Source organism: Kineococcus rhizosphaerae, from assembly GCF_003002055.1.
Classification (GTDB): domain Bacteria; phylum Actinomycetota; class Actinomycetes; order Actinomycetales; family Kineococcaceae; genus Kineococcus; species Kineococcus rhizosphaerae.
The window spans coordinates 271,348-284,049 of sequence record NZ_PVZF01000003.1; the positions used below are offsets into that span (position 1 = coordinate 271,348).

The 12,702-nt window shown below is 72.7% G+C and carries 12 protein-coding genes; all 12 read right to left on the reverse strand.

Annotated elements, in window-relative coordinates; all coding sequences use genetic code 11:
* Positions 1–54: 54 nt before the first annotated feature.
* Positions 55–1,017, reverse strand: coding sequence for a ketopantoate reductase family protein (locus CLV37_RS08420; RefSeq protein WP_106209101.1), 963 nt, complete (start codon positions 1,015–1,017; stop codon positions 55–57).
* Positions 1,014–1,865, reverse strand: coding sequence for an alpha/beta fold hydrolase (locus CLV37_RS08425; protein ID WP_106209104.1), 852 nt, complete (start codon positions 1,863–1,865; stop codon positions 1,014–1,016). The genes CLV37_RS08420 and CLV37_RS08425 overlap by 4 nt, the downstream gene beginning before the upstream one ends.
* 8 nt (positions 1,866–1,873) lie before the next feature.
* Entirely contained in the window at positions 1,874–3,598 is a 1,725-nt protein-coding gene (locus tag CLV37_RS08430; protein ID WP_106209107.1) for a DUF885 domain-containing protein, read from the reverse strand.
* Positions 3,599–3,622: 24 nt separating this feature from the next.
* A complete protein-coding gene (locus tag CLV37_RS08435; RefSeq protein ID WP_106209110.1) occupies positions 3,623–4,321 on the reverse strand; it encodes an SDR family NAD(P)-dependent oxidoreductase in 699 nt (232 codons plus the stop codon).
* Positions 4,318–5,217, reverse strand: coding sequence for a MurR/RpiR family transcriptional regulator (locus CLV37_RS08440; protein WP_106209112.1), 900 nt, complete (start codon positions 5,215–5,217; stop codon positions 4,318–4,320). The genes CLV37_RS08435 and CLV37_RS08440 overlap by 4 nt, the downstream gene beginning before the upstream one ends.
* Before the next feature lie 34 nt (positions 5,218–5,251).
* Positions 5,252–6,208 carry an isoaspartyl peptidase/L-asparaginase family protein gene (locus CLV37_RS08445; RefSeq protein WP_211298490.1) on the reverse strand — a complete coding sequence of 319 codons (957 nt, stop codon included), beginning with the start codon at positions 6,206–6,208 and terminating at the stop codon, positions 5,252–5,254.
* Complete coding sequence (locus tag CLV37_RS08450; protein ID WP_106209114.1) at positions 6,208–7,041, reverse strand: M55 family metallopeptidase; 834 nt, start codon at positions 7,039–7,041, stop codon at positions 6,208–6,210. Before CLV37_RS08450 ends, CLV37_RS08445 begins: the two co-directional genes overlap by 1 nt.
* Positions 7,038–8,141: an ABC transporter ATP-binding protein gene (locus tag CLV37_RS08455; RefSeq protein WP_106209116.1), complete on the reverse strand. Its 1,104-nt coding sequence runs from the start codon at positions 8,139–8,141 to the stop codon at positions 7,038–7,040. Before CLV37_RS08455 ends, CLV37_RS08450 begins: the two co-directional genes overlap by 4 nt.
* Positions 8,138–9,130, reverse strand: coding sequence for an ABC transporter ATP-binding protein (locus CLV37_RS08460; RefSeq protein ID WP_211298491.1), 993 nt, complete (start codon positions 9,128–9,130; stop codon positions 8,138–8,140). Before CLV37_RS08460 ends, CLV37_RS08455 begins: the two co-directional genes overlap by 4 nt.
* Before the next feature lie 2 nt (positions 9,131–9,132).
* Entirely contained in the window at positions 9,133–10,023 is an 891-nt protein-coding gene (locus CLV37_RS08465; RefSeq protein ID WP_106209118.1) for an ABC transporter permease, read from the reverse strand.
* Positions 10,020–10,979, reverse strand: a complete 960-nt coding sequence (locus CLV37_RS08470; protein ID WP_106209120.1) for an ABC transporter permease — start codon at positions 10,977–10,979, stop codon at positions 10,020–10,022. The genes CLV37_RS08465 and CLV37_RS08470 overlap by 4 nt, the downstream gene beginning before the upstream one ends.
* Before the next feature lie 90 nt (positions 10,980–11,069).
* Entirely contained in the window at positions 11,070–12,632 is a 1,563-nt protein-coding gene (locus CLV37_RS08475; RefSeq protein ID WP_106209122.1) for an ABC transporter substrate-binding protein, read from the reverse strand.
* Positions 12,633–12,702 lie beyond the last annotated feature (70 nt).

The following is a 12,702-nucleotide window of genomic DNA, read 5'->3' on the forward strand; positions in this document are numbered from 1 at the left end:
CCGGCGGGGAAGGGTCACGGCGTTCGCCGCGCGGCCCCACCCCGCCGGGCGGGATCAGGCCGGCAGCTCCCGGCGACCGGCGACGAACCGGGCGAGCTCGTCGAGGTTGGCCACCTCGCACGTGCGCCGGCCCTGCTCGATGTCGTGGATCATCTCCACGACCCGGCCGAAGATCGGACCCTGGATGTCCTTGTGGACCTCGTCCACCTCCGTCTTGCGCTTGCGGACCACCAGGTCGCGGTAGATGCCGGAGTGCGTCTTGGCGCTGCGGCGGTTGAAGGCGGCCAGCCGGTCGAACGAGCCCGGCAGGTCGTCGGGTTCGAACCCGTCGAAACCCTCGACGGTCACGGGCGCCTGGGCGAGCACCTCCTGCGACAGCGCGGTCATGAGCTCGCGGTACTCGGGCCGTTCCAGCGTCTCGGCGATGGGCAGGTCGGAGACGGCCCCGGCCCACATCATCGCGCCGTACACCTCCTTGCCCCACAGGTAGCCCAGGACGTTGCCGGTGGGCTCGGCGTAGGGCAGGACCCCGGCCAGTTCCCGTACGCGCTGCGTGATCGTCCCGCCGGCGAGTTCGCCGATCCGGAACGTGGCGACGTTGCCCTGCAGCACGACCCCGGGGCCCATGAGGTCCGCGCCGACGTTGATGAAACCGGACAGCACCCGCTCGCGCCCGACCGCCTCGACGAGGACGTCGGCCGTCAGGCCGTTCTGGACGGTCAGGACGTACCCGTCCGGGGCGAGGCGGTGGCGCAGGAGCTCGGCGGCCGAAGCCGTGTGCAGGCTCTTGACCGCGACGACCGCCCGCTCGACGGTGTCGGGCAGGTCCTCGGGCAGGATCGCCGGGACGCGGACGGTGAACTGCTCGACCGGTCCCTCGATCCGCAGCCCGTCGCGCTGGATCGCCGCCACGTGCGCGGTGTCGGCGTCGACGAGGGTCACGTCGTGACCGGCCCGGAACGCGTGCGCGCCCAGGGTTCCCCCGATGGCCCCGGCTCCGATGACGAAGAGCGTCACGCCGCCACCCCCGCCGGGACGGCCCGGTCGACGAAGTCCCGCAGCACCCGTTGGAACTCCTCGCGCTCCTCGTTCTGGGGCGAGTGCCCGGAGTTCTCGAACACCACGAGCTCGGCGCCCGGCACCAGGCGGGCGATGGTCTCCGAGGCGCTGACGGGCGTCACCCAGTCGTGGCGCCCGACGGTCACCAGGACGGGCACCCTCAGGTGCGGCAGGTCGGGTTTGAGGTCGTAGGTGGGGAAGTTCTCCTGGAAGCAGGCGTTGTGCGCCTCGTGCCGGTAGATCCCGGCCTCGACCGCGGCGGTCGAGCGCGCCTCGTCGTAGTCGGCGTCGTACAGCGGGATGAGCTCGCGCCACAGTTCCTTCAGCTCGGCGTCGCTGCGCACGGTCCCGCCCCAGTACCGGTCGAAGTGCTCCCAGTCGATCGTGACGCGGGTCTGGTTCCGCGCGTTCTCGAACGCGAGTTCCAGGTTCGAGCCGTCGGCGGAGGTGTCGCGCAGGATCACGGCCTCGACGTGCTGCGGGTAGCGCACGGCGTGCTCGAGGGCGATGAAACCCCCGTAGGAACCCCCCGCCACGGTCACTCGCTCGGCCCCGGCCCACTGCCGCAGCCCGTCCACGTCCGCGGCCCACTGCTCGTGGGAGTAGGGGCCGACCCCTTCGCTGAGCCCGCAGCCGCGCGCGTCGAAGACGACGACGCGGAACCGGTCGGCCAGGGGCCCGAAGGTCGCGCGGGGTTCGGCCAGCGAGCCGATGCCCCCGCCGCCGTGGTGGGCGATGAGGACGGGCCCGTCCTCGGGGCCCAGCACCTCGACGTTCAGGCGCGCGCCGTTGATGGTGACGTCCACGGTTCTCCTCAGTTCGCAGCGGGGGCCGACGCGAGCGCGGCGGCGACGTGGCGCTCGACGACGTCGCCGAGCACGGTGAGCGGGACGGCCCCGGACGACAGGACCGCCCGGTGGAACTCGACGATCGAGAAGCGTTCCCCCAGAGCCTGTTCCGCGACCGCGCGCAACCGCAGGAGCTCGCGGCAGCCGATCATGTAGGCCAAGGCCTGACCGGGCCAGGCGATGTAGCGGTCGACCTCGCTCTCGACGTGCTCGCGGGTGGTCGCGGTGTTCGCGTACATGAACTCCACGGCGCGTTCGCGGGTCCAGCCGAGGTGGTGGATCCCGGTGTCCACGACGAGCCGGCACGCGCGCAGAGCCCGGAACGACAGCATCCCGAGCCGGTCGAGGTCGCTGCTGAACAGGCCCATCTCGTCGGCCAGCTGCTCGGAGTACAAGCCCCAGCCCTCGTTGAAGCTGCACGCCTCGACGTCGAGGTGGCGCCGGTAGCGCGGGACGTCGAGCAGCTGCGCGGTGGCCAGCTGCAGGTGGTGGCCCGGGACCGCCTCGTGGAAGGACAGCGACTCGTACTCGTAGCGGAAGTGGCTCGGGGCGTCGGCGGCCAGCACGCAGTACGCGCCGGGGCGGCTGCCGTCGACCGCCGGCGGCCGGTAGTAGCCCAGCGCGCTGCCGGCCGCGTCGACCGGGTTGATCTCCTCGATCGCGCAGTCGGGGATCGGCAGGTCCGGGAACCACGCGTCGCGGGCGGCCTGCGCCCGGGCGAGGGCGGCGTGCGCGACGGCGAGGATCTCCTCGCTCGTGTCGAACCGCAGCGCGGGGTCGGCGCGCAGGCGCTCGGCGATCCGGGCGAACTCGGTCTCCCCCAGCGCCCGGGACCCGACCGCGCTCCACTCGGCGCGCATCTCCTCCAGGACGTCGAGGCCGGTGCGGTGGATCTGCTCGGGGGTCAGGTCGGTGGTGGTGTGGCGGCGCACGGCGGCCGCGTACGCCGCCCGCCCGCCCGGCACGGCGTGGATCCCCACGTCCTCGCCCTCGCGCCCCAGCGGCAGGAGCTCGGTGCGCAGCCGGTCGGCCAGCGCGCGCAGCGCGGGGTGGACCTCCTCGCGCACCACGCGGGTGGCCTCCTCCAGCGTGGCGGGGTCGTCCGCGGCCCGGGCCGGGGCGAGCAGGGCGTCGGCCTCGACGGGCAGGGCGAGGTGCCCCTCGAGCTGCTCGATCGCGTGCTGCACCCCCAGGCGGGTGGGCCGGCGGCCGGCGGCGGCCTCCTGCGCGTACCGGTCCCCGAGGGCGGTGAAGAACCCCGGCAGCCCGGCCAGCCGGGTCAGGTAGCGCTGCCGGCCCGCCGCGTCGGTGGCCGACATCGCCGGGACGGCCTGGAAGACCAGGCCCTGGCGGCTGACGTACCCCTTGGCCGAGGCGTTGGCCGCCCACAGGGAGTGCTCGGCGTCCTGCGCGGCGCCGCGGGCCAGGGCCACGAGCACCCCGCGGTCGACCAGCTCCTCCTCGTCCAGCCCGGCGGGGTCGACGGCCTCGGCGGCGCGGGCCACCTCCTCCAGCTCGGCGGCCGCCCGCTCGCTCGCCGCCCGCGACGGGTCGCCGGGCAGGTGGTCGAACTCGCTGAGGCCGAGCAGGGTCGCGTTGTACGGGTCGTAGGTGTGCTGGGCCTGGAAGTAGCGCTCGCCGAGCGCGGCGAGCTGCTGCGCGGGCGTGCCGGCAGGGGTTGTCGTCGTCACGTGGTTCCGTCCTCGCTGGGCCCCTCAGAAGAGGGAGTGCCCGCCGTCGATGGAGAGGGTCTGGCCGCTGACCCAGGAGGCCTCCGGGTCGGCGAAGAACAGGACGCCGCGGGCGATGTCGTCCGGGGTCCCGGTGCGGCGCACGGCGATCCGTTCCAGGAGCGCCTGCTGCCCGGCCGGGCCGTAGGCGTCCCACTGCGCCTGCGTGGTGGGGTTGGACAGCACGAACCCCGGGGCGATGCAGTTGGCTGTGATCCCGAAGGGACCGAGTTCGTGGGCCATCTGCCGGGTGAACCCGATCTGCGCGGCCTTGGCGGTCGTGTAGGCCTGGACGCCGGTGAGGCTGACGCTGCGCCCGGCGCCGGAGGAGATGGTGACGATGCGCCCGAAGCGGCGGCGCTTCATCGACCGGACCGCGGCCCGGGTGCAGTTGCGCATCGTCACGACGTTGGCCCGCACGACCGCGTCCCACGCCTCGTCGGTGAGCTCGTCGACCGGCGTGTGGGTCTGGCCGACGACCCCGCCGGCGCAGTTGACGAGGACGTCGACGTCCCCGACGGCGGCGAAGAAGTCCTCGACCCGCGCGGTGTCCGCGAGGTCGACCTCGTCGCGGTCGACGCCCCGCACCGTGGCGCCGGCCTCCCGCAGCCGCTCGGCGATCGCCCGGCCGATGCCCTGGGCCGTGCCGGTCACGACGGCGGTGCGTCCCCTCAGGTCTGTCACGTGCGCTCCTCGGCGGGTCCGGTGCTGGGTCGGGGTGCCGGGTCGGGTGCCCCCCGGTGGGCGCGGGCGATCTGCACCGTGTCCTCCCACTGCTTCATGCGCTCGATGCCCCGGCTGCCGGTGGCGAGCAGGACGGCCTCGACGAGGGCCTCGACGAGCGCGATCGTGCCCACCACCGAGTCGAAGGGCAGACCGTCCACCGGGACCGGGAGCACCACGTCGGCGCTCTCGGTGGCCGGCGACAGGCCCTGGTCGGTGATGACGACGACCTTGGCCCCGCGGCCCTTGGCGATGGCGGCGGCCTGCTTGGCGGTCAGCTCGTAGCGGCGGAAGTCGAAGACCACCGCCACCGACCCCGGGCACAGCCGCAGGAGCTTGCCGATGTCGTGGCCCACCGGCTGCTCCACGAAGTCCACGCAGGGGATCACCTGGTCGAGCTGCGTGGCCAGGAGCTCGGCGGAGAAGCGGCTGAAGTAGCCGCCCATGACCGCGACCTGCTTGGCCCGCCCCGCCAGGGCCTCGACGGCGCGGTCGAACTCGCTGGGCGGCACGGACGCGGCCAGCTGCTCCACGAGCCCGACCCGTTCCGCGATCGCCGCCTGCAGCACGGGCCGTTCGGCGTGCTCGCGGGCGCCCTGCTGGGTGCGGCTGACCGGGCTGCTCATGCGGTGCGTGACCTCCTCGCGCAGCCGCCGCTGGAAGTCGGGGTAGCCCCCGATGCCCAGGCGCGTCACCAGGCGCAGGACGGTGGGCGTGCTCGTGCCCGCCGCCTTCGCCACGGCCGCCGCGCTCTCCAGCCCCGCGCTGGGCCAGGAGGCCAGGAGGACGCGGGCCACCTTCTTCTCGGCGGGGCTCAGCTCGCCCATGCGGGCGAAGATCTCCTCGTCGATGGTCATGGTGCTACCTCCCTGACGTGCACGCCGCCCCCGCTCAGGTCAGCAGGACGAGTCCGTCCTGCCCCTCGAAGGCGGCGAACATGGTGGGCGAGTTGTGGGCGGCGACGACGCTACCGTCGGGGGCGACCGCGACGAGGCCGCCGCTGGCCCCCTTGGCCGTCAGCTCGGCGTGGACCGTGGCGCGCACGGCGTCCGGCAGGGACGAACCGAGGTAGCGCATCCGGGCGGCGATGTCGTAGGACACGACGCCGCGGATGAAGGCCTCCCCCTCGCCCGTGCAGGACACCGCCAGGGAGTCGCCGCGCGCGTACGTCCCGGCGCCGATGACGGGGCTGTCCCCGACCCGGCCGGCGCTCTGCGCGGCCATGCCGCCCGTCGAGGTGGCCGCGGCGACCCGGCCGGCGCGGTCGCGGGCGACGGCGCCGACCGTGCCGTGCCGGGGCGCGGCCAGGCGCAGGGCGTGGATGCGCTCGAGCTGCTCGCGGCGGGCCTGGGTGACGAAGTACTCCTGCTCGCGCACCTCCAGGTCCCAGCCGGTGGCGAGGTCGCGGGAGGGGTCGACGAGCAGCAGGTGCGTGCTGTTGTCCAGGACGGCGCGCGCGAGCCGGACCGGGTTCTTCGCGTGGCGGGAGACCGCCACGGCCCCGGCGCGCCCGTCGTCGTCCATGACGGCCGCGTCGTGCTCGACGGTCCCGTCGGCGGCCAGGGCCGCGCCGCGGCCGGCGTTGAACAGGGGGTCGTCCTCGAGCTGCTCGACGGCGGCGCAGACGGCGTCGAGCGCCGTCCCGCCGTCGGCCAGCACGGCGCGCCCGGCCCCGTGCGCCCGGCGCAGCCCGGCCTCGAACGACTCGCGGCGTTCGGCGGACAGCTCCTCGATCCGGCCGCCGGCACCGCCGTGCAGGGCGAGGCTGAAGGGACCGACCGCGGGCACCGACCACATCCGGGTCTCGCCCGGGCGGGCCACGGACTCCTCGTCACGCGTGTCGCGCATCAGCGGCCACCCGCCTGACGGGTGATGTAGTTCACCGCGACGAACGAGCGGAACACGCCCAGCAGGTCCTCGCCCTCGATCCGCACCTCGCGGACGCCGGTGCGTTCGGCCCCGCGGGCCCAGGTGGCGACGTCGGCCATGTCGGCGGTCTGCACGTCCAGGTCCAGGACGGCGGGGCGCTCGACGCGCGGCAGCTGCACGCGACCGGCGGCGACCCGGCGCACGGCCTCCTCCGCGCCGGCGCGGATGAGGCGGCAGGACTCGCTCGGGTGCAGGTTCAGGGCGCTGGCCCGGGTGACGGACCGCTTCGTGACGACGTTCACCGCACCCTCGGCGAAGGGCGCGGTCTCCTCCCACGTCACCTCGTCCCCGGACACGAACGCGATGGGGACGCCGTAGTGGTCGGCGACGAGGGCGTTGATGCCGCTCTCGCCCACGGGACGGCCGTTGAGCCGGGCCCCGGAGAACACCTCGGGGTTGTAGGTGTGCGACATCGTCGAGGCCTCCCCCGAGATCGACCCGTGGTAGCCGACGAAGAACGCGGCGTCGACGGTCTCGTCGAGCCCCTGCATCATGTACATCGGCTTGTGCCGGCCGGACAGGTACTTCGCCTCCCCGGCGACGAGCCGGGGGTCGAGGTTCGCCATCCGGCTGTGGGAGTCGTTGAGGACGACCTCGGTGGCCCCACCGGCGATCGCCCCCTCTACGGCGGCGTTCACCTCGGCCTGCAGCAGTTCACAGCCCAGCGCGTACCCGGGGCTGCCGGGGCGGCACTGGTCCCAGTCGACGATCCCGGCCACCCCCTCCATGTCCAGCGACATCCAGACCTTCACGGTGCGGTGCTCCTCGTGTGCGTGGGTTCTTCGGGGAGTTCTTCGAGCAGTTCCTCCCGGACGTCGGCCCGGTCGATGCTCGACGCGGGGTCCGGGGAGGACTGGAACGGGGGGAGGTCCGCCGCGCGCAGGCACGCGCTGAGGTGCCCGGCCGCGACGGTCTCCAGGGCGGGGTCGACGCTGCGGCAGGCGTCGACGGCGTACGGGCAGCGGGGGTTGAACCGGCACCCGGCCGGGACGTCGTAGGGGCTGGGCGGTTCCCCCTCGAGGACGAACTCCTCGTTGACGCTGCCCGCCCGCATCCGGGGGATGGAGTCGACGAGGGCGCGGGTGTAGGGGTGGCGGGGGTTGGCGAACAGCTCGCCGGTCTCGGCGACCTCCACGATGCGCCCCAGGTACATCACCGCGACCCGCTGGCTCAGGTGCTGCACGACGGCGAGGTTGTGGGCGATGAACAGGACGCTCAGCCCGAGGTCGCGCTGCAACCGGGCGAACAGGTCGAGGATCGTGGCCTGCACGGACACGTCGAGCGCGGAGACCGGTTCGTCGGCGATGAGCACGTCGGGCCGCACGGCCAGCGCGCGGGCGATGGCCAGCCGCTGCCGCTGCCCGCCGGAGAACTGGCTGGGGTAGGCGTCGAGGGCGTCCTCCTCCAGCCCCACGAGGTTCAGCAGCCGGACGCTCTCGGCCCGCACCTGCGAGCGGGGCACGACGCGGTGCAGCAGGAGCAGTTCTCGCAGCATCGAGGCCACGGAGATGCGGGGGTTCAGGGAGGAGTAGGGGTCCTGGAACACCATCTGGATCCGGCGGCTCGCGTCCTTGCCGCGGCTCGCCGGGACGGGTTCGCCGTCGTGCTCGAGGGACCCCGCGCTCGGGCTGGTGCTGCCGACGAGCACCTTGGCCAGGGTGGACTTGCCCGAGCCGGACTCCCCGACCAGCGCGAGGACCTCGCCCCGGCGCAGTTCCAGGTCGACCCCGTCGAGGGCCCGCAGGTCCGCGCGGGAGTCGGTGCGCGTCACGCGTGCCGCCAGCGAGGGCCGCGACCGGTACGTCTTGGTGATGCCCGCGGCCCGCAGGACCGGGGTCGTCGTCCCGTTCACGCGGGGGCTCCTTCGAAGATGCGGGCGGACTCGACGCACGCCGCGTCGTGCCCGGGGGCGACGGTCTCGCGCGGGGGCACAGCGGTGGTGCAGGCGTCCACGACGAACCCGCAGCGGGGGGCGAACGGGCAGCCCGGGGGCCGGGAGGTCAGGTTCGGGGGGAAACCGGGGATGGGGACGAGGCGGCGGTCGGGCTGGTCGAAGTCCGGGGCGGAGTCCAGCAGCCCCTTCGTGTAGGGGTGCCGCGGGTCGGCGAGCACGTCGCGCACCGTCCCGGACTCCACGACGTGGCCGGAGTACATGACGGCCACGTCCGAGCAGGTCTGGTTCACGACGGCCAGGTCGTGGGTGACGAAGGCCAGCGCGGTGCCGGTGTCGTCGCACAGGCCTTCGAGGAGCTTGAGGACCTGGTGCTGGACGGTGACGTCGAGCGCCGTCGTCGGCTCGTCGCACAGCAGCAGCCGGGGCCGGCAGGACACCGCCATGGCGATCATGATGCGCTGGCGCAGACCGCCGGAGAGTTCGTGCGGGTAGGCGCGCGCCCGCCGGCCCGGGTCCGGGATCCCGGTCCTGGCCATCGTCTCCACGGCCAGCTGCGCGGCGTCGGCCTTGGACAGCCCGAGGTGGCGCCGGGGTCCCTCGGCGATCTGGTCCCCGACCCGCACGACCGGGTTCAGCGCGGTCATGGGTTCCTGGAAGACCATCGCGATCTCGGGGCCCATGAGGTGCCGGCGCTGCGCGGCGGGCATCCCGACGAGTTCGCGGCCGTCGTAGACGATGCTGCCGGAGAGCACCTCCACGCCCCGGGGCAGCAACCCGGCGATCGCGCGCAGGGTGAGCGACTTGCCGGACCCGGACTCGCCGACGATGCCGAACCGCTCCCCCGCGGCGATGTCCAGGCTGAGGTCCTCGACGATGCGGGTGTCGGGGCGGCCGCGGCGGCGCACGCCGAGGGTGAGGTCGCGGACGCTGAGCAGGGAAGCGGCCACGGTCACTTCCTCCTCTCGGGGTTCAGGAGGTCGGAGATCCCGTCGCCGAGCCAGGACAGGCCCAGGCTCGTGACGACGACGACGAGACCGGGGATGGTGGCCTGCTGCCACTGGGTGGTGATGAACTCCTGGCCGTCGTTGATCATCGATCCCCACTCGGCGGTGGGCGGGGCGATGCCGAGCCCGAGGTACCCGAGGGTGACGATCGCCATGATGTCCATGACGATGTCGCTCATCCCGTAGATGACGGCCTGCGACAGCACGTTCGGCCCGATGTGGCGGACCAGGATCCGCGCGTGCGACATCCCGCCGAGGCGGGCCGCGACGACGTAGTCCTGCTCCTTGGCGACCAGCACCTCGCCGCGCACGATCTTGGCGTAGGAGACCCACGACACGGCGGCGATGGCGATGTAGATGCTGAACTCGCCGGAGCCGAAGACGAACACGAGGACGATGACCATCACGTAGAACGGGAAGGCGAAGAACACGTCGACGACGCGCATCAGCACGGTGTCGAGCCAGCCCCCGGCGTAGCCCGCGATCCCGCCGACGACGGTGCCGACGACGAACGGGATGAGGACGGCCAGGAACCCGACGCGCAGGTCGACCCGCGCGCCCCAGATCAGCCGGGACAGCACGTCGCGGCCGTACTTGTCGGTGCCCAGCGGGTGGGTGCCCGACGGGGACTGCAACGCGTTCGCGAGGTCCTGCTTCACGGGGTCGAAGGGGGCGAGGACCGGGGCCAGGACCGCCACGAGGACGAGGAGGCCGACGATGACGCCGCCGGCGACGAGGCTGCCGTTGCGGTACCAGGGCCGCAGGGACCGCGAGCGCGGGCGGGCGGCCCGCCGGCGCGCGCTGCGTTCGACGAGGAGCGCGGTGGGGGTGCTCATGCGCGGGCCGTCCGGCTGAGGTCGACCCGGGGGTCGAGCAGGGTGTACACGACGTCGGTGAGGATGCCGACGACCACGACGAACAGCGCCACGAAGAGGGTGACCCCCTGGATGGTGGGGAAGTCGCGGGCGAAGATCGAGTTGATCATCAGCGAGCCCAGGCCGGGCAGGGCGAAGACGCGTTCGATGACGAGGGAGCCGCCCACCAGGTACCCGAGGTTCACCCCGACGATGGAGACGGTGGGGATCGCGGCGTTGCGCAGGACGTGACCGCGGAACAGCTGCACGCCGGCGGCCCCCTTCATCTTGGCGGTCCCCACGTACTCCGAGCCCAGCACCGAGATCATCGACGACCGGAGGCTGCGGATGATCGTGGGGGACATGGCGATCGCGAGCGTCACCGCGGGCAGGAACAGGTGGTACAGGTGCTCCAGGGCGGTGTCGCCGTACCCGCCGACGGGGAACGCGCGCAGGCTGACGCCCAGCAGCAGGATCAGCATGATGCCGACCCAGAACTGCGGCATGCCCTGACCCAGCAGCGTGAAGCCGCGCACCCCGAGGTCGCGGGCGCCGCCGGGCCGGAAGGCCGCGAGCGCCGCCAGCGGCACGCTGATGGCCAGCGCCAGGACGAGGGCGTACAGCAGCAGGGACAGGGTCACCGGGATCGCCTCGAGCACGAGCTGGGTGACGGGGAGCTGGTAGGTCAGGCTGGTGCCGAGGTCGCCGTGCACGAGCTGGCCGAGGAACAGCAGGTACTGCCGCCACAGCGGCTCGTCGAGACCGAGCCGGGCGGTCAGCGCGGCGACGCTCTCCTGCGTCGCGCGCTCCCCCAGCAGGGCCACCGCCGCGTTGCCGGGCAGCAGGTGGGCCAGGAGGAAGACGATGAGCGTGACGCCGAAGGCGACGGGGATGGACTGCACGAGACGGCCGGGGATGAACCGCAGACGGTGGCTCACCGTCCCACCTCCTTGTTCTCCGTGGTCTCCGTGGTGGGGAGTCGGGTCGGGGTGTGCGGGCGGGGGCGCGGTGCGCGCCCCCGCCTGCGCTCACTTCTTCTTCGAGACGTCCTGGAGCAGGTAGCCGCCCAGCGGGGTCACCTGGAAGCCCTGCACGGCGTCGGTCGTGGCGTACACGTACGGCGAGTAGTACAGGTAGGCCAGGAACGCGTCCTCGCTCGTCTTCTGCTGGAGCTGGGTGTACAGCGCCTGGCGCTTCGCGTCGTCGGTCTCCTTCTGCGCCTGGGCGTTCAGGGCGATGACGTCGGGGTTGTCGTAGGACGTGAACGCGGACTTCGAGCCGCCCTGCGGGTCGACGGCGAAGGACGTCCACTGGTCGGGGTCGGGGATGTCCATGGTCCACGCCGACAGCGTCATGTCGAAGTCGGAGGCCAGGCGCGCCTGCTTGTTGGCGGTCGGGTCGAGCTGCTTGATCTCCATCGTGATGCCGATGTCCTTCAGCTCCGACTGCATGATCTGCGCGACCGACGCCTGGTTGGGGTTCCCGGAGGCGATGAGCAGGGTGGTGGTGAAACCACCGGGCTCGGAGGACTGCGCGAGTTCGGCCTTCGCCTTGGCGACGTCGAACATCAGGCCGCCGGCCTTGGCGTCGTAGTACGGGGTGCCGGGCGAGAGCAGGGAGTTCGCGACCTCGCCGTTGCCGAACAGGACGGCCTTGACGAGCGACTGGCGGTCGATGGCGTAGGAGATCGCCCGGCGGACGTGGACGTCGTCGAACGGGGCGCGCGCCTGGTTGAAGGCGACGTAGTCGATCTGGGTCGAGGGGTAGGTCTCGGCCTTCACCCCGCCGGCGGCCTTGAGCGAGGCCAGGCTCGACCAGTCCGGGGTGTCGTCGATGTCGATCTGGCCGCCCTGGACCTGCAGCTTGCGGGTGTTGGCGTCGGGGACGACGTTCCACTGCACGCTGGACAGGTACGGCTTGCCCTTCTGCCAGTACTTGCCGTTGGCGGTCAGCTTGAGCGACTGACCCTTCTTCCAGCCCGACCAGACGAACGGGCCGGTGCCCACGGGCGCGGTGTAGAACTCCTCGGCGGTCTTGCCGCCGTAGTCCTTCGGGATGACGCCGTTGGAGAAGATGGACAGGTCCGCGATGAGCGGGGCCCACGGGTACTTGAGCTTGACGGTGACGGTGTGGTCGTCGGTGGCCTCGACGGAGTCGATGGCGGCGTTGACGAAGCCCCAGCCCGAGGCGCCGGTCTTGGTGTTCTCGTCGAGGGAGAACTTGACGTCCGCGGCGGTCATCGGGGTGCCGTCGGAGAACGTGACGTCCTGGCGCAGCGGGATCGTGTACGTGAGCTGGTCGTCGGAGATGGTGTAGCCCGTGGCCAGCCAGGGTTCGAGCTTCGTGCCGTCGGGGCTGGAGTGGAACAGGGGTTCCATGATCTGCTCCATCACGCGGATGGAGTTGTTGTCGAACGTCGTCGTCTTGTCCATGGCGATGATGTCCGCGGACCGCGCCATGGTCAGGTCGCCGCCCTTGACGGGTGCTCCTCCCGCGTCGGCGCTGTCGTCGCTGCCGGCCGCGCCGCACCCGCCGAGGGCCAGCGCCATCGTCAGGGCCAGTGCTCCGACCACTCCGAACCGTGTTCTCATCGGGAGCCTCACTCGTCTCTGCACCCGCGAGGGCGCCGGGGGTTTCGTGGTGGGACAGGGGGACGTGCAC